Origin of the sequence: Streptomyces sp. NPDC058701 (assembly GCF_042715295.1) — a bacterium.
GTDB lineage: Bacteria > Actinomycetota > Actinomycetes > Streptomycetales > Streptomycetaceae > Streptomyces.
Window position 1 is genome coordinate 71,892 of the sequence record NZ_JBHXSY010000003.1, and the last position, 20,955, is coordinate 92,846.

18 protein-coding genes and 2 pseudogenes are annotated in these 20,955 nt (G+C 74.1%); 5 read left to right on the forward strand and 15 right to left on the reverse strand.

All coding sequences use genetic code 11. The annotated features are described in order from the left end of the window. Positions 1-72: 72 nt before the first annotated feature. Positions 73-522, forward strand: a complete 450-nt coding sequence (locus ACFWW8_RS03850) for a nitroreductase family deazaflavin-dependent oxidoreductase (RefSeq protein WP_386523189.1) — start codon at positions 73-75, stop codon at positions 520-522. A gap of 131 nt (positions 523-653) precedes the next feature. On the opposite strand, the gene ACFWW8_RS03855 is transcribed toward ACFWW8_RS03850, so the two are convergent. The 10 genes and pseudogenes from ACFWW8_RS03855 to ACFWW8_RS03900 form a co-directional block, all read right to left on the reverse strand. Further along, on the reverse strand, positions 654-2,252 hold the full coding sequence (locus ACFWW8_RS03855) for a phytoene desaturase family protein (protein WP_386523192.1): 1,599 nt from the start codon (positions 2,250-2,252) through the stop codon (positions 654-656). Beyond that, positions 2,249-4,432 (reverse strand): tetratricopeptide repeat protein, encoded by a 2,184-nt coding sequence (locus tag ACFWW8_RS03860; protein WP_386523194.1) that lies wholly within the window; start codon positions 4,430-4,432, stop codon positions 2,249-2,251. Before ACFWW8_RS03860 ends, ACFWW8_RS03855 begins: the two co-directional genes overlap by 4 nt. Next, the gene (locus ACFWW8_RS03865; RefSeq protein WP_386523197.1) at positions 4,414-5,478 is read right to left on the reverse strand and encodes an oxygenase MpaB family protein; all 1,065 of its coding nucleotides are present in this window, start codon (positions 5,476-5,478) and stop codon (positions 4,414-4,416) included. The genes ACFWW8_RS03860 and ACFWW8_RS03865 overlap by 19 nt, the downstream gene beginning before the upstream one ends. A 137-nt stretch (positions 5,479-5,615) precedes the next feature. Further along, positions 5,616-6,431: an anti-sigma factor domain-containing protein gene (locus ACFWW8_RS03870; protein ID WP_386523201.1), complete on the reverse strand. Its 816-nt coding sequence runs from the start codon at positions 6,429-6,431 to the stop codon at positions 5,616-5,618. After that, entirely contained in the window at positions 6,431-7,048 is a 618-nt protein-coding gene (gene sigK / locus ACFWW8_RS03875) for an ECF RNA polymerase sigma factor SigK (RefSeq protein ID WP_386523204.1), read from the reverse strand. Before sigK ends, ACFWW8_RS03870 begins: the two co-directional genes overlap by 1 nt. 144 nt (positions 7,049-7,192) lie before the next feature. After that, a complete protein-coding gene (locus tag ACFWW8_RS03880) occupies positions 7,193-7,645 on the reverse strand; it encodes a hypothetical protein (protein WP_386523207.1) in 453 nt (150 codons plus the stop codon). A 157-nt stretch (positions 7,646-7,802) separates the two neighbouring features. Beyond that, positions 7,803-8,917 (reverse strand): annotated as a pseudogene (locus ACFWW8_RS03885) (ABC transporter substrate-binding protein). 191 nt (positions 8,918-9,108) lie between these two features. Continuing rightward, positions 9,109-10,299 carry an acyl-CoA dehydrogenase family protein gene (locus tag ACFWW8_RS03890; protein ID WP_386523209.1) on the reverse strand — a complete coding sequence of 397 codons (1,191 nt, stop codon included), beginning with the start codon at positions 10,297-10,299 and terminating at the stop codon, positions 9,109-9,111. Between the two features lie 198 nt (positions 10,300-10,497). Then, positions 10,498-11,334 (reverse strand): class II fructose-bisphosphate aldolase, encoded by an 837-nt coding sequence (locus ACFWW8_RS03895; RefSeq protein WP_386523212.1) that lies wholly within the window; start codon positions 11,332-11,334, stop codon positions 10,498-10,500. Continuing rightward, positions 11,331-12,233, reverse strand: a complete 903-nt coding sequence (locus ACFWW8_RS03900) for an SIS domain-containing protein (RefSeq protein ID WP_386523214.1) — start codon at positions 12,231-12,233, stop codon at positions 11,331-11,333. Before ACFWW8_RS03900 ends, ACFWW8_RS03895 begins: the two co-directional genes overlap by 4 nt. Positions 12,234-12,390: 157 nt before the next feature. On the opposite strand from ACFWW8_RS03900, the gene ACFWW8_RS03905 reads away from it, so the two are divergent. Continuing rightward, positions 12,391-13,170 (forward strand): DeoR/GlpR family DNA-binding transcription regulator, encoded by a 780-nt coding sequence (locus tag ACFWW8_RS03905; RefSeq protein ID WP_386523217.1) that lies wholly within the window; start codon positions 12,391-12,393, stop codon positions 13,168-13,170. 71 nt (positions 13,171-13,241) lie between these two features. On the opposite strand, the gene ACFWW8_RS03910 is transcribed toward ACFWW8_RS03905, so the two are convergent. From ACFWW8_RS03910 to tdh, 3 genes are all read right to left on the reverse strand, one after another. Continuing rightward, positions 13,242-14,156 (reverse strand): LysR substrate-binding domain-containing protein, encoded by a 915-nt coding sequence (locus ACFWW8_RS03910; RefSeq protein ID WP_386523220.1) that lies wholly within the window; start codon positions 14,154-14,156, stop codon positions 13,242-13,244. Positions 14,157-14,168: 12 nt separating this feature from the next. Then, positions 14,169-15,371, reverse strand: a complete 1,203-nt coding sequence (locus ACFWW8_RS03915; protein ID WP_386523222.1) for a glycine C-acetyltransferase — start codon at positions 15,369-15,371, stop codon at positions 14,169-14,171. Between the two features lie 171 nt (positions 15,372-15,542). Further along, positions 15,543-16,571: an L-threonine 3-dehydrogenase gene (gene tdh / locus ACFWW8_RS03920; protein ID WP_386523224.1), complete on the reverse strand. Its 1,029-nt coding sequence runs from the start codon at positions 16,569-16,571 to the stop codon at positions 15,543-15,545. Between the two features lie 198 nt (positions 16,572-16,769). On the opposite strand from tdh, the gene ACFWW8_RS03925 reads away from it, so the two are divergent. Next, the gene (locus ACFWW8_RS03925; RefSeq protein WP_386523227.1) at positions 16,770-17,678 is read left to right on the forward strand and encodes an alpha/beta hydrolase fold domain-containing protein; all 909 of its coding nucleotides are present in this window, start codon (positions 16,770-16,772) and stop codon (positions 17,676-17,678) included. A gap of 95 nt (positions 17,679-17,773) precedes the next feature. Here ACFWW8_RS03925 and ACFWW8_RS03930 read toward each other — a convergent pair whose 3' ends face one another. Beyond that, a complete protein-coding gene (locus tag ACFWW8_RS03930; RefSeq protein ID WP_386523229.1) occupies positions 17,774-18,511 on the reverse strand; it encodes a class I SAM-dependent methyltransferase in 738 nt (245 codons plus the stop codon). A gap of 226 nt (positions 18,512-18,737) precedes the next feature. Beyond that, a complete protein-coding gene (locus ACFWW8_RS03935) occupies positions 18,738-19,772 on the reverse strand; it encodes a magnesium and cobalt transport protein CorA (RefSeq protein WP_386523232.1) in 1,035 nt (344 codons plus the stop codon). 68 nt (positions 19,773-19,840) lie between these two features. On the opposite strand from ACFWW8_RS03935, the pseudogene ACFWW8_RS03940 reads away from it, so the two are divergent. Both ACFWW8_RS03940 and ACFWW8_RS03945 read left to right on the forward strand, forming a co-directional pair. Then, positions 19,841-20,167: pseudogene (locus tag ACFWW8_RS03940) on the forward strand (SpoIIE family protein phosphatase); the annotation flags it as partial. Between the two features lie 214 nt (positions 20,168-20,381). Continuing rightward, positions 20,382-20,843 carry a MarR family winged helix-turn-helix transcriptional regulator gene (locus tag ACFWW8_RS03945; protein ID WP_386523697.1) on the forward strand — a complete coding sequence of 154 codons (462 nt, stop codon included), beginning with the start codon at positions 20,382-20,384 and terminating at the stop codon, positions 20,841-20,843. Positions 20,844-20,955: the final 112 nt, after the last annotated feature.

Below are 20,955 nucleotides of genomic sequence, written 5' to 3' on the forward strand. Positions count from 1 at the left end.
ACCGGGCCCGTGGGCGTTCGTACTCGGTGTTGACGTCCGTTGACCGTTCCACACGAAGGCAGGCCGAGCCGTATGACGACCGACATCGACTGGGACCACCCGACCGACCCCAAGCCGGGCAGCTGGCAACTCGACCACGTGAAGCTGTACGTGAGCTCGAACGGGGCGGACGGCCACCACTGGAACGGCACCCAGACCCTCCTGCTCACCACCATCGGCCGGGTGTCCGGCAAGCCGGTGCGGACCCCGCTCATCTACGGCGAGGACGGCGACCGCTACCTGGTCGTCGCGTCCAAGGGCGGCGACCCGGCGGACCCGCTCTGGTACCGGAACCTGACCGAGCACCCCGAGGTCCGCATCCAGGTCGGCCCGAGGGTCCTCCAGGGCACGGCCCGTACCGCGACCCACCAGGAGCGGGAGGCGTACTGGCCGCTGATGGTCGGGCACTGGCCCGCGTACGACGACTACCAGGCCAAGACCGATCGCGAGATCCCCGTCGTCGTCATCGAACCGACCGGCTGAGCGGGGCGCGGCACAGACCGGCGGCGGGACCCCCGGAACCCGTCCGGCGGTCCCGCCGCCGACGGGTCCCGTACCGCCCGTTGCCGACGGGTCCCGTACCGCCCGTTGCCCGCCGGCCGCCGGCCGCCGCGTCAGCGTTCCAGTACCGCCATCGCCGCGTTGTGCCCGGGAACCCCGCTGACGCCGCCGCCGCGCACTGCCCCCGCGCCGCACAGCAGGACGTTGCGGTGGGCGGTCTCCACGCCCCAGCGGCCGGCGCCCTCCGCGTCCCCCGACGCGTACGGCCAGGACAGGTCACGGTGGAAGATGTGGCCGCCGGGCAGGCGCAGTTCGCGCTCCAAATCCAGCGGGGTCTTCGCCTCGATGCAGGGCCGGCCGTCCGCGTCGAAGGCGAGGCAGTCGGTGATCGGTTCGTCGAGGTGGCTGTCCAGCTGTGCGAGGGTCGCCGTCAGCAGCACCTCGCGCGCCTGCCGGTTGTCCTTCCGGAACAGCCGCGCCGGCGCGTGCAGTCCGAAGAGGGTGAGCGTCTGGTATCCCTGCTCCACGAGCTCCGGGCCGAGGATCGTCGGGTCGGTCAGCGAGTGGCAGTAGATCTCCGAGGGCGGCACGGACGGCAGTTCGCCCGCGGCGGCCTCCGCGTACGCCCGTCCCAGCTCGGCGTACCCCTCGGCGATGTGGAAGGTGCCGCCGAAGGCCTCGCGCGGGTCGACGGCGCTGTCCCGCAGCCGGGGCAGCCGCCGCAGCAGCATGTTGACCTTGAGCTGGGCCCCCTCGGGGGCCCGCGCCGGCGCACGGTCCTCGCCGAGGAGTTCGGCGAGCGCCTGCGGCGAGGCGTTGACCAGGACGGTCCGTCCCACGACCCGGCCCTCCCCGGTCGCCGTACGGAACACCACCTCGGCCGGCCCGGTTCCGTCCGTGTCGATCCGCAGGACCTCGTGCCCGGTGGCGATCTCCGCCCCGGCCGCGCGCGCCGAGCCCGCGAGGGCCCCGGTCAGGGCACCCATGCCGCCCACGGGCACGTCCCAGTCCCCCGTCCCGCCGCCGATGACGTGGTAGAGGAAGCAGCGGTTCTGGGCGAGCGAGGGGTCGTGGGCGTCGGCGAAGGTGCCGATCAGCCCGTCCGTGAGGACGACGCCGCGGACCAGGTCGTCGTCGAAGTGCCGCTCCACCGCCTGCCCCAGCGGCTCCTCGAAGAGCATCCGCCAGGCCGCTTCGTCGTCGATGCGGGTCCGCAGCTCCTCGCGGGTGGGCAGCGGCTCGGTGAGCGTCGGGAACACCTTCCCCGCGACACGCCCGGTGGTCTCGTAGAAGGCGCGCCAGCTGTCGTACTCGCGGTCCGAGCCGGTCAGCCGCGCGAAGGACTCACGGGTACGGGCGTCGCCACCGCCGACGAGGAGACCGCCGGGCCGGCCGCCGCGCGCGGTCGGCGTGTACGAGGAGACCGTGCGCCGGCGGACCGAGAACCTCAGGTCCAGGTCGCGCACGACCTTCGGCGGGAGCAGGGAGACCAGGTAGGAGTAGCGCGACAGCCGGGCGTCCATGCCGGTGAAGGGGCGGCTGGAGACGGCGGCGCCGCCCGTGTGGCCGAGCCGCTCCAGGACCAGCACCGAGCGGCCCGCCCGGGCCAGGTACGCGGCGGCCACCAGGCCGTTGTGCCCGCCTCCCACGATCACCGCGTCGTAGACGGCTGTGTCGAACACGGTCCGGCCGGAGCTCCGCGAGGTCGTCATGGCTCTTGGTAGCACACCTGCCCGAGCCGCTCCAGACAGTACGCCTCGTCGGCGTGGGCCAGCGCCGTGTCCGGGTGCCCGTCGCCCAGGGACCGCTCGCGGATGCCCGCGAGGTCCCGGTAGACGGGCAGCGCCTCGTCCCAGCGGCCCAGCCGGCCGAGGCCCGCAGCGAGTTCGCGGCGGCTGACCAGGGTGTCCGGGTGCTCGGCGCCCAGCGCCCGGGCCCGCGCGTCGCCGACCTCCCGGGCCTCGGCGACCGCCTCCTCCCAGCGGTCGAGGCGGCCGAGGTTGACGCCGAGGACGTGCCGGGCGCGGAGCGTCTCCGGGTCGGCGGCCCCGTACGCGCGGGTGCGGTCGCGGACCAGCGCGCGGAACAGGTCGAGGGCCGCGGCGGGGTTCCCGGTGCGCCCGAGCGCGATCCCGGCCTCGTAGCGCGCGGCCAGGGTGTCGGGGTGGTCGCGGCCGAGCACCCGCTCCCGTACGGCGGCGACCTCGCGGAAGACGCCGAGGGCCTCCTGCCAGCGCTCCAGGCGGCCGAGCGCGTACGCCACCTCGTAGCGGGTCAGCAGCGTGTCCGCGTGCTCGGCGCCCAGGACCGCCTCCCGGTCGGCGGCCGTCTCGGCGGCGGCCGCGTGCGCCTCCGCGAACCGGCCCAGGGCCCCCAGGGCGCAGGCCAGGTTGTGGCGGCAGCGCAGGGTGTCGGGGTGGCGCGGCCCCGTGGTCCGCTCGCGGGCGACGAGCACCGCGCGGTAGATCCCGTACGCCTCCGCGTGCCGCCCGAGCCGGCCGAGTTCGTACGCGGTCTCCTGGCGGGCGGCGAGGGTGTCGGGGTGGTCCGGTCCGAGCACGCGCGCCCGCCCGTCGGCCACGGCCTGGTAGACGGCGAGCGCCGCCTCGGGGCGGCCGGACCGGCTGAGGGCGAAGGCACGGGTGTGGCCGGCGGCGAGGGCGTCGACGCCGGTCTCGCGCGGGCCGGGGAGGCGCGGCACGCCGTACTCCGCGGTGAGGCGCGGGTCCTCGGCGGGCTCGGGGCGGACGATCCGTCGCAGTCCGCCCTGCTTGGAAGCCGGAGGGAAAGCCGGGTTGCGTACCGGCTCGGCGTGCGGTCCGCCGCCCCCGGGCAGGGACGCGGTCGGGGACGTGCGGGCGGGCCGGTCGCCTCCGGTGGCGGCGGCCGCGGCACGGGCGGCCGTCCAGGAACCGGTGACCACGGCCCACTCACCGCTGGCCGGGCGGGCCTCGATGCCGGCCTTGCGTCCGGCGGTCATGGTGCGGGCCCAGCCCGGGAGCGGGGCCTGCGCGCCGGGCAGCCCACCGGGGCCGATCCGGGCCTCGACGAGCCGGTGGTGCAGGAGGCGGGCGTCGCCCGGCCGGTCCTCGGGGCACTTGGCGAGCAGGTCCAGGACCACCTGCTCGAAGTAGCCGGGCAGCTCCGGACGGTGTTCGCGCGGAGGTACGGGCGTGTTGTCCCGGTGGCCCACCAGCACCGACCAGGAGTCGCCGAGGTCGAAGGGCGGGGCGCCGGTGGCGATCTCGTACAGGACGCAGCCGAGGGAGTAGAGGTCGCTGCGGTGGTCGACCTCGCCCCCCGCGATCTGTTCCGGCGACATGTAGTGCGGGGTGCCCATCGCCATGCCGCCGCCGGTGAGTTTGGCGGTGAAGCCGATGTCGTGGGCGAGCCGGGCGATGCCGAAGTCGCAGATCTTCACCGTACCGTCGGTCAACCGCATGATGTTGGCCGGTTTCAGGTCGCGGTGGACCACGCCCTGGTCGTGCGTGTAGCCCAAGGCGGCGGCCATCTGCTCGGCGATGTCGACGACCACGTCCACGGGGAGCGGGCGGGCCTCGTTGTCCTCCAGGAGCTGGCTGAGATTGCGTCCTTCGAGCAGTTCCATGACGAGGTAGAGGCAGCCCCCGGCGGCGCTGTCGTCGCCGAAGTCGTGCACGACGGTGACGCCCCGGTGCTGGAGCGCCGCCGCGACCCGCGCCTCGCGGCGGAACCGCTCGCGCAGCACCTGGGTGAAGTGCGCGTCCTGCTCGGCGCCGATCGGCTTGAGGCACTTCACCGCGACGTGCCGCCCCAGCGACTCGTCGCGGGCGCGCCACACCTCGCCCATGCCTCCGCGCCCGATCAGATCGAGCGACCGGTACCGGCCCTGGATCAGTCTGGACTCCGCCATGTTGTGAAGCCGCCCCCGTCGTCGCGCCACGCCCTCCCCGGCCCGTCCAGTATGGCCGCTGATGTACGCAGTGTGTACGGCGAGGGGCGGCTCCCGGGGCCCATGCGGCGCATCGCTTTCAAGATGTGACCTGGTGGCAGCTGCCAGCGCAGACCTGCGGGAATGCTGCGCAGGGTGAGGCCGGTGAGGCGCAGGCGCCGGGTGGTGACGAGCGGGGCGGGTGCGGGGCGCCCGTACAGCCGGTGCGCCCAGCCGGGGAGCGTCGCGTACGCGAGTGAGGCCAGCGGACCCCACAGCAGGTTTCGGCCAGGTACGAGGAGGGGGTGGATCGGCGGGCTGCGCAGGAAGGCGTCCACGGCGCGGGCGTCGGGGCCGGCGGCGAGCTCGGGGCGCACCGTCTCGAAGTACGCGGCGAGCTGGGCGGCGTCGGCGGGGACGCCGGCCGGGTCGAGGCCGACGAGACGGGCGCCGGCCCGGTTCTCGTCGACGTAGAGGTCGGCCTGGCCGGGGGTGAGGGGGACGCCCGAGCGCCGCAGGACGTGCAGGAAGCTGTCGATCTGGGCGCAGTGGATCCAGAGCAGCAGCTTCGGGTCGTCCACGGGGAACCGTTCACCCGTGTCCGGATCGGTCGCGGAGAGCATGCGGTGGATCTTGCGGACGCGGGCGCCGGCGCGTTCGGCCGCCTCGGTGGTGCCGTAGGTGGTGGTGCCGACGAAGTCCGCGGTCCGCAGGAGGCGCCCCCAGGCGTCGCCGCGGTCCCGTGGGGCGCCCCCGCCCCGCGGGTCCTTCCGGTGTCGTGCGTCCCCCGGGTCCCGCCCCGGTCCGAACACCGTGCTGTTCTCCACGACCCCGCGGACCGCCCTCGGGTGCAGGGCCTGGAGGTACAGGGCGCGGACCCCGGCGATCCACATCACCGGGTCGCCGTGGCACTGCCAGGTGACGGACCGCGGGCCGAAGAGCCCGGGATCGGCGCCGCCGCCGGCACCTCCGGCGTGCGGGGCTCCGTACGCCCCGCCCGCACCGTCTGCCTCGCCCGTCCCGCCCATCGGCTGTCCTCCCGGATCGGCTCGGTTCGCCCGGCCCTGCTCGGTCCCGCCGGGCCCCCGCCGGCCGGTGCCCTGCGGTCCTACCCGGCGCCGCCCGGTCCTACCCGCCCGCCCGGGGGTGGCCCGTACCGCCCGTGTCAGGCCGGAATGTCGATCAGGCCGATGGGCGAACCGGTGGGCTGGGCGGAGCCGCCGGCGGGCTCGACCGTGATGCCGAGGGCGGTGGCCTGTTCGACGGGACCGTCCAGCAGTTTGATGTGCCACTTGCCGCGGCCGCTCAGGGTTCCCGCCGAGCGGGGCGTGCCCGCGTCGTCGTACCAGAGCTCGTACACCTGGTCCGAAGTCAGCTTGGGGAGCCCGGACGCCATGAACGCGGCCCGGCTCTCGGCCCGGGAGACGATCACGCACCCGGTGGCGCCGTCGCCGAAGTCGGCCGTGCTGATCCTGGCGTCGGGGGCGGCCAGTACTTCGGCGAGTTGCGCTGCCGGTCCGGCACGGCGGAGTTCCGTACGGGCCTCGGCGGCCTCCTGGTGCTGCCAGACGGCGATCCCGCCGAAGACGGCCGCGGCGGCCAGGCACGCGGCGAGGGCCCAGCGCAGCGGCGCGCTCGACCCGCCGCGCCCGTCCGCCCGCGGACCGGCGGACGGCCCGGGGGCAGCTTGCCCGCCGAGCAGGGACCGGGCCCCGCCGACCGGGTCCGCGCGGTGGGCGGGGCGCCCGGGTTCCTGGGCCGTACCGGCGATCTGGGCGAGTACGCGCTCGCGCAGTCCCGGCGGCGGCGCGATTCCCTCCGTGGTGCAGAGCCGGACCAGGACGGGCATCAGGGCGGCCAGATCCCGCCGGCAGCTGTCGCAGCCCGCCAGGTGGTTGGCGAACGCGCTCTCCTCGTCCGCCGGCAGCGCGTGCAGCAGGTAGGCCCCGAGGGCGGCGTGCGGCTCGGACGCGATGCTCATCAGGACGCCTCCAGGCACTCGCGCAGCCGCTGCAGTCCGTCGCGGAGCCGGGACTTGACCGTGCCCTCCGGCGACTCCAGCGAGCGCGCCACCTCCCGGTAGGTCATGCCCTGGTAGAACGCCAGCAGGACCGCCTCCCGCTGGACCTCGGTCAGCGCCGACAGGCACCGCCTCACCTGGGCGTGCTCGTCGCGTTCCTCGACCTCCGCGGCCACTGCGTCGAAGGGGGTGGTGCGGTCCAGCAGGGCGGCCTTCTCCTCCCGCTCGCCCCGGGCCCGTACGGAGCGGACGCGGTCCACCGCGCGCCGGTGGGCCAGCACCAGTACCCATGCCCTGGCGCTGCCCAGCTCGGGGCGGAAGCGCCCCGCCGTACGCCACACCTCGACCATCACGTCCTGGGTCACCTCCGCCGCCTGGTCGGCGTCCCGCAGAATCCGGCAGGCCAGCCCCATCACGGGGACGGTCAATGCGTCGTACACCAGGGCGAACGCGTCGCGGTCGCCTTCGGCGGCCCGCAGGAGCTGGGCGTCGAGCCCCTCGGTCTCCCCGGTGCGGAGCTCCTCGGGGTCCTCGGGTTCACCGGGCGGTTCCGCGCCCTCGTTTGCCGTGTCCGCCATCCGACATCCAGTGGTCGTCCGAGTGCAGCGCCGGACTTCCGATCCCATCACCATTCGGGAGCGGCCGCATCCGGAGCGGGTCCGCCGCGGCGAGGGCCCGCGGCTGCGGGCCCCCGCGAACCATCCGTCGTGCCGGAGGCGCCGTCAGCGGTGCCGGTCCCAGCAGATCCACTGGCCCTGGACGTAGTGCTTGTCCCAGTGCCCGGGGACGTACACCCACTTCCAGTGGCCGTTGTGGCCGCGCCAGCCGTCGTGGCCGCCGTAGCGGTTCGCGTCGTTGCGGTCGTCGCCCTTGCGGTGGTCGCCCTTGCGGTCGTCGTCCTTGCGGTGGTCGCCCTTGCGGTCGCGGTCACGGTCCCAGTCGTAGCCCTTGACCCACTTCTTCTCCCAGTGGCCCTTGACCCACTTCTTCTCCCAGTGCCCCTTCTTCCAGTGGCACTGCTTCCCGTGGTCGCGGTCCCCGCTGACGGCGGTCGCCACGGATGACGCGGGGGCTGCGACGGCCGGTGCCGCGGCGCCGAGCGCCGCACCGCCGACCAGCATTCCCGTCGCGGCCGCGGCCACTGCCACGCGCCTGATCCGGATGGGGACGGTCATGGATCCCACCTCCTCGCCCCCGCTGGTGCGAGAGCAGTGAGTGCTGTGACACAAGTAATTCGTAGGGGATCGCCCGCTGGATGGATAAAAAGTTCAGAAATCTGACATAGCTCCCGAAATCTCTCGATTGCCGGCGCGCGTCGGCCACCGCGGCCCCTCAGCCCGTGTGCAGGACCCGGAAGCGATCGGGCTGCGCGGGATCCCGGTCGACGACCTGGACGGGCGCCCACGCCCACTGCCACACGCCACTGTCCGGCGGCGTACGGGAGAACCGGATCCGCCCGCGGGTCCCTTCGAACGCGACGTCCGGCCAGGACGCGGCGACGCGGGCCCGGTCGGTGCCGTGCGCGCGCAGGACGTCGGCGAGGACGGCTGCGGTGTCGTAGCCCTCGAAGGCGACGAAGGAGGGCGCTTCGCCCAGCCGTGCGCGCAGGGCCGCCTCGACGCGTGCGCCGAGCGGGCCGAGCTGTTCGGGCAGGTAGCGCAGGAACGGGATCGCGGCGCCGTCGTCGCCCAGCAGCGTCAGCCACTGGGCGAACTCCGGCTGCCGGCCGGGGCTCCGATCAGGACCCCGGCCAGGCGCGGGTCACGGCGGACGGCCGTGACGAGCGGCACGGCCGGCTCCGGATGGCCGACCAGGAGGAGGAGCGCGGTCGCGCGGTCGGCGGCGAGCGCTTCGCAGACGGCGGCGGGAGCGAGCGTGCGCGCGTCGAGCTCGGCGACGGTGCCGCCGTGCGGCGCGAGGTGGTCCCGCAGGACGCGGGTTCCGGACGCCCAGTAGACGCCCGGCTCGGTGGCGACGGCGATCCGGCGGTGGCCCGCGGCCAGGAGGTGGTCCGCGTAGATCCGCCAGCCGTGGGACTGCGCCGGGGCGAGGCGCGCGACCCGGTCCGTGGGCCGCTCGGTGAGCGCGTCGAGGACGGCCGACGAACAGAGGAACGGCAGACCGAGGGTGTCGGCCCTGGTGGCGGCGGTGTGGGCGACGACGCTGTGGTACTCCCCCGCCAGGGCGGCGACGCCGAGGCGGGCCAGTTCGTCCACGGCCTCCGCGGCCCGCCGCGGGTCGGCCGCGGTGTCCCGGACGACGAGCTCGATCGGGCGTCCGGCGATCCCGCCCGCGTCGTTGGCCTCGTGAACGGCCAGCTCCAGCCCGGCGAGCAGGTGCCGGCCCGCCGCGACCCAGCCGGGCCGGGTCAGCGGTACGAGGGCGCCGATCCGGACGGACGGGCCGTCAGCCGGTACCGGTCCGGGCGGCGAGGGGGGCGTACTCATGTCTCGGTGTCTCCTGTGTGACGACGCGGCGGCGGTGCGCCCGCGGCCCGCCGCGCCGGGCGGCCTCGGTGACCGTGCCGGACATTGCACCCGCCCCCGCCGCCCCCGGCAACCGGATGTCACCGGCCGATGCCGGACTTCCGCGCCGGCCGCCCTTCCCACGTGCCGATGACGAATTCCTGCACACTCCGTCAGCGGCGTACCCGGGGCATGCCGAGGCCGATCCAGGAGATGATCTCCCGCTGGATCTCGTTGTTGCCACCGCCGAAGGTGAAGATCACGGCGCTGCGGTAGCCCCGTTCCAGCTCGCCGTGCAGGACCCCGCCGGCCGAGCCGTCCTTGAGGGAGCCGGCCGCGCCGACGACCTCCATGAGCCAGGCGTAGGCGTCGCGGCGGGCCTCGGAGCCGTAGACCTTCACCGCCGAGGCGTCCTGGGGGGTGAGGGTGCCGGTCTGGACGGCGTTGACCATCTGCCAGTTGAGCAGCTTCATGGCGTCGAGCCGGGCGTGGGTGCGGGCCAGGCGGCCGCGGACCCAGGACAGGTCGATGACGCGCCGGCCGTCGGCGAGCTTGGTCTCGGCGGCCCAGCGCTGGACGTCGTGCAGCGCCCGGATGGCCATCGTGCCGTGGGCGGCGAGCGTGACGCGCTCGTGGTTGAGCTGGTTGGTGATCAGGCGCCAGCCCTTGTTCTCCTGGCCGACCCGGCGGTTCGCGGGGACGCGGATGTTCTCGTAGTGGCTCGCGGTGGTGTCGTGCGAGGCGAGGGTGTTGATGAGGGTGCAGGAGTAACCGGGGTCGGACGTCGGCACCAGGAGCATGGTGATGCCCTTGTGCGCGGGGGCGTCCGGATCGGTGCGGACGGCGAGCCAGACCCAGTCGGCGGTGTCGCCGTTCGTCGTCCAGATCTTCTGGCCGTCGACGACGTAGGTGCCGGTCTCCTCGTCGCCCTCGCGGACCGCCCGGCACTTGAGTGCGGCGAGGTCCGTTCCGGCGTCGGGCTCGCTGTAGCCGATGGCGAAGTCGATCTCGCCGGCGAGGATCTTGGGGAGGAAGTACGCCTTCTGTTCTTCGGTGCCGAACTGCATGATCGTCGGCCCGACGGTGTTGAGCGCCATCAGGGGCAACGGCACGACGGCCTGCGCGGCCTCGTCGAAGAAGATGAACTGGTCCATCGGGGACATGCCCCGGCCGCCGTACTCCTCGGGCCAGCCGACCCCGAGCCAGCCGTCGGCGCCGAGCCGGCGGATGGTCTCCCGGTAGAAGCGCTTCTGGGCGGCCGGGTCCTCGTAGCGGGCGTAGACGTCCTCCGGCACCAGCTCGGCGAAGTAGGCACGCAGCTCGGTGCGCAACTGCTGCTGCTCAGGCGTGTATTCGAGGTGCACGGCCCCTCCGGGAGTCTCGCGGTCCAGCCGGCCGCCACTGCGGCGGCGGGGGCAGACTAGAACCTGTTTCAAGAATCCGGAAGGTCGTCGGCCGGGGTTTCCGCATGCGTACGCGTACGCCCCGGGGCGGGGCGGGGGTGCCGCCCCGCCCCGGTCGGTCCGCCCCGCCCCGGTGCGCGCCCGCGCCCCCGGTGGTGGTCAGTCGAGCGCGCTGATCATGGCTTCGGCGGTCGCCGCCATCGCCGCCCGGGCTGCCGTCAGGTAGGGGCGCGGGTCCGCCGGGGTCAGGTGGGCGCGGATGGCCCCGGTCATGGCCACGTTCAGCGCGGTGCCGATGTTGACCTTGCGGATGCCGCCCGCGACGGCCGCCGCGAGCTCGGCGTCCGGCAGGCCGGAGGAGCCGTGCAGGACGAGCGGCACGTCGACCGTCTTGGCGAGCCGGCCCAGCAGGGCGTGGTCGAGGGACGCGGTCCTGCTGGTCATCGCATGGGTGCTGCCGATCGCGACGGCCAGCGCGTCCACTCCGGAGTCGGCGACGAACCGCCGGGCCTCGTCCGGGTCGGTACGGGCGCCGGGCGCGTGCGGGTCCAGGGGCGCGGCGCCGTTCTTGCCGCCGACCTCGCCGAGTTCGGCCTCGATCCACAACCCGTTGGCGTGCGCCCAGTCCGCGGCGGAACGGGTCGCCTCCAGGTTCTCGCCGTACGGGAGGTGGGCCGCGTCGTACATCACCGAGCTGTAGCCCGCGTCGCAGGCCTGGCGGAGCAGTTCGGTGCTCTTGACGTGGTCCAGGTGCAGGCCGACCGGCACGCCGGCGGCCTCAGCGCAGGCGGCCGCCGCGCGGGAGATGGGGAGGAGCCGGCCGCCGCGGAACTTCACCGCGTTCTCGCTCAGTTGGAGGATGACGGGCAGCCCGGTGGCCTCGGCCCCGGCGACGACGGCCTCGGCGTGTTCCAGGGTGATGATGTTGAAGGCGGCGACGGCGCGGCCGGCGGCGGCCGCCTCCAGGACGAGCCGGCCGGCGGGAACGAGGCTCATCGGACCGCCCCCTCTCCGGCGGTCAGGATCACCGATCGGGTGAGGTGGCGCGGCGCGTCCGGGTCGAGCCGGCGGTGGGCGGCGACGGCGAGGGCGAGGCGGTGCACCCGGACCAGTTCGGCGAGCGGGTCGAGCCGTCCGGCCACCCACGCGGAGCCGGTGGCCAGCACCTGCTCGGCGAGGCCCTCGGGCGCCTCGCCGAGCGACCAGGTGACGGTGCCGGGGCCGGAGACGCTGATCGGCCCGTGCCGGTACTCCATGGCGGGGTAGGACTCGGCCCAGGACAGCGAGGCCTCGCGCATCTTGAGGGCCGCCTCGTGCGCGAGCCCGACGCTCCAGCCCCGGCCCAGGAAGGTGAACTGGCCCCGGCTCGCCAGTTCGGCGGGGAGCGGCTCGGCGAGGGCGGTACGGGCGTCGGCGACCGCGGCCGGGGAGTGCAGTCCGGCGTGGGCGCGGAGCAGGGTGAGGGCGGTGGTCGCGAACCGGGTCTGCACGACGGACCGTTCGTCGGCGAAGTCGAGGACGACGATCTCGTCGGCGAGGGTCGTCACGGGGGCGGCCGGGTCCCCGATGACCGCGGTGGTGGGCACGCCCGCGTCCCGCAGCCCGGCGAGCAGGTCCAGCACCTCGGTGGTGGTCCCGGACCGGGTCAGGGCGAGCACCCGGTCGTAGCGGCGGTGGCGGGGGAACTCCGAGGCGGGGAACGCGTCGGTCTCGCCCTGCCCGGCCTCCTCGCGCAACACGGCGGCGGCCTGGGCCATGTAGTACGAGGTCCCGCACCCGACGATCGCGGTACGCTCCCCCGGCCGCGGCAGCACCGCCCGGCTCGCCGGGGCCAGTTCGGCGGCCCGCTCCCAGCAGGCGGGCTGTGTGCCCAACTCGTACGCGACGTGACTCATACAGGCTCCCTCGTTCGACAGGCGACTCTGGATGCGTATTTCTGCAAGGTATCGCGCCCTTTCGCGCAACTTCAAGCATCCACAGGGGTGACCGGCTGGGTTATCGTCGGCGGGTGGGCCAAGGGAGAACACGCGAGAGCAGCGAAGGGGGCGGCCGATGACCCGCAAGGAGCGCTGGCAGACCCTGCTGGCCCTGTTGGTGGAGCGGGGCGAACTGGAGGTGGAGCCGGCCGCGGAGGCACTGGGCGTGTCCGCCGCGACCATCCGCCGCGACCTCGACCAGCTCGCCGAACAGCAGCTGCTGGTCCGCACTCGCGGCGGCGCGGTCCCGCACGGCGTCTCGTACGAACTGCCGCTGCGCTACCGCAGTTCGCGCCGGGCCGCCGAGAAGCGCCGCATCAGCGAGGCGGTGGCGGCCCTGATCGCCCCGGGCGAGGTGATCGGCCTGACCGGCGGCACCACGACCACGGAGGTCGCGCGGGCCCTGGCCGGGCGCGCCGACCTGGCCTCCGGTTCGCCGGCGCTGACGGTGGTGACCAACGCGCTCAACATCGCGGGCGAGCTGGTGATCCGGCCCCAGTTCAAGATCGTGCTGACCGGAGGGGTGGCCCGCCCCCAGTCGTACGAGCTCACCGGGCCGCTCGCCGAGCAGGTGCTGGGTCAGCTGGCGGTGGACACCGCGGTGGTCGGCGTGGACGGCTTCGACCCGGCCGACGGCGCGGCGACCCGCCACGAGGACGAGGCCTCGGTGAACCGCCTGCTGTGCGAGCGGGCCCGCCGGGTGGTGATCGCGGCGGATTCCAGCAAGCTGGGCGTGCGCGCGTTCGCCCGTATCTGCGCGACCTCGGCGGTGGACGTCCTGGTGACGGACACGGGCCTGCCCGCGGAGGTCACGAAGGCGTTCGAGGCGGCGGGCGTGGACGTACTGCGGGTCTGAGGGAGCGATACCGCGAGGCCGCGGGCCTGAGGGACACCGAGTCCGCGGAGTGCGGGCGGCCGGCCCGGCGGTCAGTGGGCCGGCAGGCGTTCCGACTCGCGCACCAGGGCGGCCAGCACCGGAGCGATCAGCGGGTGGGACTCGGCGCCGCGCCGGGCGGCGGCGAAGACCCGGCGCGTGGCGGCCGGTCCCGTGACGGGGCGCACCCGGACTTCCTTGAGGTCCATGCCCCGCAGCGCCGAACGCGGCACCAGGGCCACCCCGGCGCCCGCGCCCACCAGCGCCGTCACGGCCCTGAAGTCGTCGGAGGAGTGCGCGAACCGGGGCTGGAATCCGGCCAGTTCACAGGCCAGCAGGGTCACGTCGTGGCACGGGTTGCCCGGGTACTGGCCCACCCAGTCCGCGTCGGCGAGGTCGGCCAGGCTCACCGCGGGCAGGTCGGCGAGGGGGTGCCCCGGGGGCAGCACCGCGTCGAAGGGTTCCGCGTACAGAGGGACGACGGACAGCCGCTTGTCGTCCGCGCCCGGACCGCCCCGGTACTCCACCGCGAGGGCCACGTCGGCCTCGCCGTCCAGCAGCATCGGCAGGCTCTGGTCCCCCTCGGCGTCACGGACCCGCAGCCGGATGCCCGGGTGGTCGAGGGAGAGGCGGGAGATCGCCGGGGCGAGGACCTCGGCGATGCCCGTCGCGAAGGCGGCCACGGTCACCGACCCCGCCGTACCGCCCGCGTACGCCGCGAGTTCGGCCTCGGCCCGCTCCAGCTGGGCCACCACCTCGTGGGCGTGCCCGAGGAGGATCTGGCCGGCCGCGGTGAGCCGCACCCCGCGGCCGCTGCGGGTGAGCAGCACGTGGCCCGTCTCCTGTTCCAGCGCCGCGAGCTGCTGGGAGACGGCCGAGGGGGTGAGGTACAGGGCTGCGGCCGCGGCGGTCACCGTACGGTGGTCCGCCACGGCGCGCAGGATGCGCAGCCTGCGGGGGTCGATCACCCCTCCATTGTCTCAGCCGGCGGACGTGCCGAGCGCCGCGCGGGCGTCGATGAAGGCGGCCACGGCGCGCTCGACGTCGGCCGTCGAGTGGGCCGCCGACAGCTGCACGCGGATGCGGGCCGCGCCGAGCGGGACCACGGGGTAGGAGAAGCCGATCACGTACACGCCGCGCTCCAGCAGCAGGTCGGCCATCCTGGCCGCCTCCGCCGCGTCGCCGATCATCACGGGGGCGATGGCGTGGTCGCCCGGCAGGATCTCGAAGCCGGCCTCGGTCATCTTCGTACGGAAGAGGGCGGTGTTGGCGGCGAGCCGCTCGCGCAGGTCACCGGCCGACTCCAGCAGGTCGAGGACCTTGAGGGAGGCCGCGGCGATGACCGGGGCGAGGGAGTTGGAGAAGAGGTACGGACGCGAGCGCTGGCGCAGCAGCTCCACGATCTCGGCGCGCGCCGCGACGTAACCGCCGGAGGCGCCGCCGAGGGCCTTGCCGAGGGTGCCGGTGATGATGTCGACGCGGTCCATGACCCCGTGCAGCTCGGGGGTGCCGCGGCCGCCGGGGCCGACGAAGCCGACGGCGTGGGAGTCGTCGACCATGACCATCGCGTCGTAGCGCTCGGCCAGGTCGCAGATCTCCGCGAGGGGGGCGACGTAGCCGTCCATGGAGAACACGCCGTCGGTGACGATCAGGCGGCGGCGGGCGTCCTGCGACTCCTTGAGCCGGGTCTCCAGCTCGGCGAGGTCGCGGTTGGCGTAGCGGTAGCGGCGGGCCTTGGAGAGGCGGATGCCGTCGATGATCGAGGCGTGGTTGAGGGCGTCGGAGATCACCGCGTCCTCGGCGCCGAGCAGGGTCTCGAAGACGCCGCCGTTCGCGTCGAAGCAGGAGGAGTAGAGGATGGTGTCCTCCTGGCCGAGGAACGCCGACAGCCGCGCCTCCAGCTCCTTGTGCACCTCCTGCGTGCCGCAGATGAAGCGCACGGAGGCCATGCCGTAGCCCCAGCGGTCCAGCGCGTCCTTGGCGGCGGCGACGACGTCGGGGTGGTCGGCCAGGCCGAGGTAGTTGTTGGCGCAGAAGTTGAGTACCTCGCCTGCGGCTCCGCCCGAGGTGACGGCCACGGCCGCGTTCTGCGGGGTGCCGATGACGCGCTCGGGCTTGTGCAGACCGGCGGCGCGGATCTCGTCGAGGGTGGTGCGCAGGTCCTCGCGGACGGACTCGAACATGGTGCGGTTCTCCTTCTACGGCGGAGGCGGGCGTACGGGCGGGCGTACGGACGACGAGGGGGGCCGGGCCCCGCGGAGGGGGGTGGGCGGGGCCCGGCCGGGGGAGGTGGTCGGTGGGCCGGGTCCGGCGGCGACGTGTGCCGCACGATCCCGGAAGGACTCCGGGGTGGGCTACGCCGTCCAGTCCAGGATGATCTTGCCGCTGCGGGCGGTCGACGCCTCGTCGAAGGCGGCCTCGAAGTCGCGGTGCGAGTAGCGGCCGGTGATGACGGGGCTGAGGTCCAGCCCGCCCTCCAGCAGGACCGTCATCGCGTACCAGGTCTCGAACATCTCACGGCCGTAGATGCCCTTGATGGTGATCATCGAGGTGACCACCTTCGCCCAGTCCACCGGGAACTCCTGCGCGGGCAGGCCCAGCATGGCGATCCGGCCTCCGTGGGTCATGTTGTCGATCATGTCGCGCATGGCCTCGGCGCGGCCGGACATCTCCAGGCCGATGTCGAAGCCCTCGCGCAGGCCCAGCGAGCGCTGCGCGTCGGCGATGGAGGTCTCGGCGACGTTCACGGCGAGGGTGGCGCCCGCCTTGCGGGCGATCTCCAGCCGCTCCGGGCTGACGTCCGTGATCACGACGCTGCGCGCACCGGCGTGACGGGCCACCGCCGCCGCCATGATCCCGATCGGTCCCGCGCCGGTGATCAGCACGTCCTCGCCGACGAGGGGGAAGGACAGCGCGGTGTGCACGGCGTTGCCGAAGGGGTCGAAGATGGCGGCGACGTCGAGGTCGACGGCGGTGCGGTGCACCCACACGTTCTGCGCGGGCAGCACGACGTACTCGGCGAACGCGCCGTCGCGGCCGACGCCGAGCCCGATGGTGCTGCGGCACAGGTGGCGGCGTCCGGCCAGGCAGTTGCGGCACTTGCCGCACACCAGGTGGCCCTCGCCGCTGACGAGCGCGCCGACCTCGATGTCCCGGACGTCCGCGCCGAGCGCGGCGACCTCGCCGACGAACTCGTGGCCGAGGACGAGCGGGGTCTTCACGGCGCCCTGCGCCCAGCCGTCCCAGGCGCGGATGTGCAGGTCCGTTCCGCAGATGCCGGTGCGCAGCACCCGGATCAGCACGTCGCCGGCGCCGTACTCGGGCTCGGGGACGTCCATGAGCCACAGACCCGGCTCGGCCTTGTGCTTGACGAGTGCCTTCATGGGTGGCTCCAGGCATGCGGAACGGGACGCCGGGGCCGCGGGGGCGCGGGTGGCGCGAGTGACGGAACCAATCTGCCGAGCGGCGTGGTGATCAGTCCATCGAGACTTTCTTAAGCAGGCCTCCAGCGCAGCTTCACGCCTATGCTCTCCCCGGGGCTCGCGCCGGGGAGGCGCGGGGGAAAAGGGGAGGTGAGGGGCGTGCCGAGTCTGCGCAGCAGGGCGTTTTCGGTGGCGCTGACCGCGACGGGACGGCGAAGACGGTTCGCGAGCGCGGAGGTGGTGCGGACCCGGGTGGCCCAGTCCGCCCGGCGGCCCGCGTCGCACCTGCCGCCGCGGTCGCTGGGCCGGGTCGCGGACATCTCGCGGACGTTCGTCGGGGCCTGGCCGGTGTACGACGTCTGCCCGCGCGGGGCCGAGCCGGACGCCCGGGTGCTGTACTTCCACGGCGGCGGCTTCGTGGACGAACTGGAGCGCCCGCACTGGGCGCTGGTCCGGGAGCTGGTCGTGCGGGCGCGGGCGCGGGTCGTCGTACCGGCGTACATCCTCGCGCCGCGCGGAACGGCGGACCGGACGGTGCCGGTCGCCGCCGACCTGCTCAGCGGCCTGATCGAGAGCGGCGGCGCGGGCGGCACCGTGCTCCTCGGGGACTCCTCCGGGGCCGGGCCGGCGCTGGCGGCCGCCCAGCGGCTGCGCGACCGCACCCGGACGCAGCCCTCCCGGATCGTGCTGGTGACTCCCTGGCTGGACGTGACCATGAGCCACCCGGACCAGGCGGCCGCCGAGGCGGCCGATCCGCCGTCGGCCCGGCCGGGCCTGCTGGAGGCGGGACGGCTGTACGCGGGGACCCTCGCGGCCGAGGACCCGCGGGTGAGCCCGCTGCGCGGGACGTTCGCGGGCCTGGCGCCGCTGACGGTGTTCACGGGGACCCGGGACCTGCTCGCCACGGACGGCAGGGAACTGGTGCGCCGGGCCCGTGCGGCCGGGGTGGAGGTGGAGTTCCACGAGGCGGTGGGGCTGCCGGACGGGTACCCGCTGCTGCCGGTGCCGGAGGGCCGGGCGGCGCGCGACCGGATCGTGGAGCTGGTCAGGTCGGCGGCGGACGGCTGAGGGAGGGGCGGCCCGGGGCCGGCTCGTGAGACCTCGCCGTACGCCGTGCCGCGACACCCGTCGGCCGACCCGCCGGGCGACCCTCCGGACGCGTCCTACGCCGTGCAGGTCATCAGGGAGCTGATCGGCCACGCGCGGTACGCCGTCCAGTAGGCCTCGTCGCGCACGGCGTCGGGCGGCGGCGTCCGGTTCGGCTGCCAGCCGACGGTCGTGAAGCCCGCCTCGACGGCCGCCTGGGCGAGGTCGGCGTGGGCCCACTCCCGGAACTCGAAGGGCTCCGGCGGATCGGTGAGGAAGTGCGCCTTCAGCAGCGGTGCTTCGCCCTGCGGGACCCGGTCCAGGATGCGCACCCCGTACGGCGACCAGTCCACCCGCGGGAACGCGCCCGCGTTCGGCACGATGGCGAGCAGCCGGCCGCCGGGCCGCAGGCTGGTCCGCACGGACCGGAGCACGGCGTGCAGCGCCGCGCGGTCGGTCGCGTGGTTGAAGAGGTAGGCGGCGGTGGCGAGGTCGAAGGGCCCGAGGCCGGCGACGCCGACGGCTTCGGCGACGTGGTATTCGATGTCCGGCCGGCCCTTCGTCGCCTCGTGCGCGCGGGCCTGCGCGATCCGCTCCCCGCAGGGGTCCACGCCCACCGTCCGCCGGGCCCCGCCGCGGGCCAGGAGCCGGGTGTTGTAGCCGTACCCGCAGGCCAGGTCGAGGGCGTCGAGTCCGCGCACCCCGCCGAGCGCGTCCAGGGCGCCGTGCAGGGTGTGGGTGTCGGCCGCCGCGAAGGCCGCCGTGGCCGTGGACTCGGCGTAGCGCTCGCCGATGGTGTCGTACTGGAACCGCATGTTCTGCCTTCCGGGGGCCTGCCGGGGGGGTGGGACGCGTGCGTATCGTGCCCCGTGGCGCGTCCGGGGGACGGCCCGTACGCCCGTGCGTCCCCCGGACGAGCGAAGCGGTCGGCCTATCGCACGACCCCGGTCCCGGACGCCGCCCCGGCATCCAGGTCGGCGGCTGACCCACCCCGTGCGCGGCCGCTTCGGGCACTGCGGTGCGAGGCGACGGGCCGGGCTGTCAGAGCCATTTGTTGCGGCGCAGGGCGCGGTAGACGACCGTGCACGCGGTCACCATGAGTACCCAGACGGCCGGGTAGCCGAAGGGGGAGGAGAGTTCGGGCATGTGCTCGAAGTTCATGCCGTAGATTCCGACGATCATGGTGGGGACGGCGATCAATGCCGCCCAGGCGCTGATGCGGCGCATGTCGGCGTTCTGCTGGACGCCGAGTTGCGCGATGCTGGCGCTGAGCATTCCGCTGATGAGTTCGTCGAAGGACAGGATCTGTTCGCTGACGCGCTGATGGTGGTCGGCGACGTCGCGGAAGTAGGTGGCGACCTCTTCGGGGACCTGGGGGATGGTGCCTTCGCTGAGGCGCTGCAGCGCGGGTGTCAGGGGCATGACGGCGCGCTTGAACTCCAGGAGTTCGCGCTTGAGCTGGTAGATGCGCCCGGCGTCGACCGGCCGGTCGGGGGAGAAGACTTCGCTTTCCAGGGTGTCGACGTCGCCGGCGAAGGCATCGGCCACCTCCACGTACCGGTCGACGACCCGGTCCGCGACCGCGTGCAGGACGGCCGCGGGACCGCAGCCGAGCTGCCGCGGGTCGTCCTGGAGCTGTTGACGTACGCCGTCCAGGGACGGGGCGCTGCCGTGGCGGACGGTGATGGCGTACCCGGGGCCGGCGAAGACCATGATCTCGCCGGTGTCCACGATCTCGCTCGTCGTGGTGACCTTCTCGTGGTCGACGTAGACGATCGTCTTCAGGACGAGGAACAGCATGTCGCCGTAGCGTTCCAGTTTCGGCCGCTGATGCGCGTGGACCGCGTCCTCGACCGCGAGCGGGTGCAGGCCGAACGCCTCGGCGACCTCCTGCAGTTGTTCTTCGCTCGGCTCGTACAGGCCGATCCACGCGAACCGACCCGCCTCCGGGTCTATCCGCTCCGTGATCCCGCCCAGGTTCAGCTGGCCCGGAATCCGCTTCCCGTGCTCGTACAGCGCGCAGTCCACGACCGCCGACGGCAGGCCCCCACCCTCACCGCTGCGCTGCGCCGCCATGTGATGCCCCTTGTCTGCCGTCGAACGCGTAGGGAGGGAACCTACCCCCGACCAGCGGAGGATCACCTCCGCGGTCTCTCGGGTGGGGGCGCTCGGGGAGCGATCGCGTGCTCACCGCCCGCCTGGACCCGGAAGACCTCCTTCTCCTCTACACCGACGGCCTCACGGGCAGCCGCAAAGACGTGGTGGAGGGCGAAACCCGGCTCGTCCAAGCAGCGCGGACCCACGCCCGCCTGCCCCTGGCGGACCTTCCCCACGCCATCGCCGCCGACATGCGCACCATCGTTCTCCACGCCGGCGACACCCCGGCCGTGGCCCTGCGCATCACCCTCCCGCCTCCTGAGGACGCGAGGCACACTCCGGGGCTTCGCCTCCGCGCGTTACCCGGCCGGTGACTCTCGGCTAGCCTCATACCCGGCGGCAGAAGCCGCTGGAGCAGCCCGTCCCGCTCCGAGCAGGCCCGCGCACCCGTACCAGCCGCAAGCCGGTCCCCGTTCGTCCATCGAGAGGTACCCACAGGTGCTCGACAACGAGGCGACTGACACAGAGGCATTCGGCCGTCAGAACGAGCAGGTGCCCCGAGCCGCGCCGTCCGTCAGCTACGACCAGGTGGCCCTCGAGGCGTGCACGCTCCTGGAAATCCTGGAGGTGCTGTGGGGCCGAGGTGGAGAAGCCCCCGACCTCTCCCCGGTCTCCCCCTCGCAGCTCCGCGCGCTGACCGTGATCGAGAAATGGGACCGCGTCAACCTGCGCGACCTCGGCGAAGCGCTCGGATCCACACCTCCCTCGGTCAGCCGCCTGTGCGACCGCCTGGAAGCGGCCGGCCTCATCCAGCGGTCCCGCGGCACGGCCAACCGCCGGGAAGTCGAACTGAGACTGAGCCCCGGCGGGCACCGGACGCTCGCGCAGATGCGCGCCTGGCGATCCAGCGAGATCGAGGCCGTTCTGGCGAAGATCCCCGAAGCCGATCTCGGAGCGCTGGCCGAAAGCCTGCACACCTTCCGCACCGCGGCACTCCTCCACATAGGCCCCGACGAAACGGCACGCGGCGATGGCCGCGAAACCGCCTGACAGACCCGCACGGCAACGCAGACACAGATCTTCGTGCGAGAAGGCACCTCAACCGCGGCGAGCCCCGCGACTCGCCCGCACGGCACGGGGAACCCGGCGCGCTCTCGGCAGC

What these genes read in the sequence shown, in the direction of transcription:
- tdh (WP_386523224.1), bottom strand. Translation starts at nt 16,571, where the DNA reads ATGAAGGCACTCGTCAAGCACAAGGCCGAGCCGGGTCTGTGGCTCATG.
- ACFWW8_RS03895 (WP_386523212.1), bottom strand. Translation starts at nt 11,334, where the DNA reads ATGAGCCTCGTTCCCGCCGGCCGGCTCGTCCTGGAGGCGGCCGCCGCC.
- ACFWW8_RS03870 (WP_386523201.1), bottom strand. Translation starts at nt 6,431, where the DNA reads ATGAGCATCGCGTCCGAGCCGCACGCCGCCCTCGGGGCCTACCTGCTG.
- ACFWW8_RS03865 (WP_386523197.1), bottom strand. Translation starts at nt 5,478, where the DNA reads ATGGGCGGGACGGGCGAGGCAGACGGTGCGGGCGGGGCGTACGGAGCC.
- ACFWW8_RS03930 (WP_386523229.1), bottom strand. Translation starts at nt 18,511, where the DNA reads ATGCGGTTCCAGTACGACACCATCGGCGAGCGCTACGCCGAGTCCACG.
- ACFWW8_RS03880 (WP_386523207.1), bottom strand. Translation starts at nt 7,645, where the DNA reads ATGACCGTCCCCATCCGGATCAGGCGCGTGGCAGTGGCCGCGGCCGCG.
- ACFWW8_RS03850 (WP_386523189.1), top strand. Translation starts at nt 73, where the DNA reads ATGACGACCGACATCGACTGGGACCACCCGACCGACCCCAAGCCGGGC.
- ACFWW8_RS03915 (WP_386523222.1), bottom strand. Translation starts at nt 15,371, where the DNA reads ATGTTCGAGTCCGTCCGCGAGGACCTGCGCACCACCCTCGACGAGATC.
- sigK (WP_386523204.1), bottom strand. Translation starts at nt 7,048, where the DNA reads ATGGCGGACACGGCAAACGAGGGCGCGGAACCGCCCGGTGAACCCGAG.
- ACFWW8_RS03855 (WP_386523192.1), bottom strand. Translation starts at nt 2,252, where the DNA reads ATGACGACCTCGCGGAGCTCCGGCCGGACCGTGTTCGACACAGCCGTC.
- ACFWW8_RS03905 (WP_386523217.1), top strand. Translation starts at nt 12,391, where the DNA reads ATGACCCGCAAGGAGCGCTGGCAGACCCTGCTGGCCCTGTTGGTGGAG.
- ACFWW8_RS03900 (WP_386523214.1), bottom strand. Translation starts at nt 12,233, where the DNA reads ATGAGTCACGTCGCGTACGAGTTGGGCACACAGCCCGCCTGCTGGGAG.
- ACFWW8_RS03860 (WP_386523194.1), bottom strand. Translation starts at nt 4,432, where the DNA reads ATGGCGGAGTCCAGACTGATCCAGGGCCGGTACCGGTCGCTCGATCTG.
- ACFWW8_RS03935 (WP_386523232.1), bottom strand. Translation starts at nt 19,772, where the DNA reads ATGGCGGCGCAGCGCAGCGGTGAGGGTGGGGGCCTGCCGTCGGCGGTC.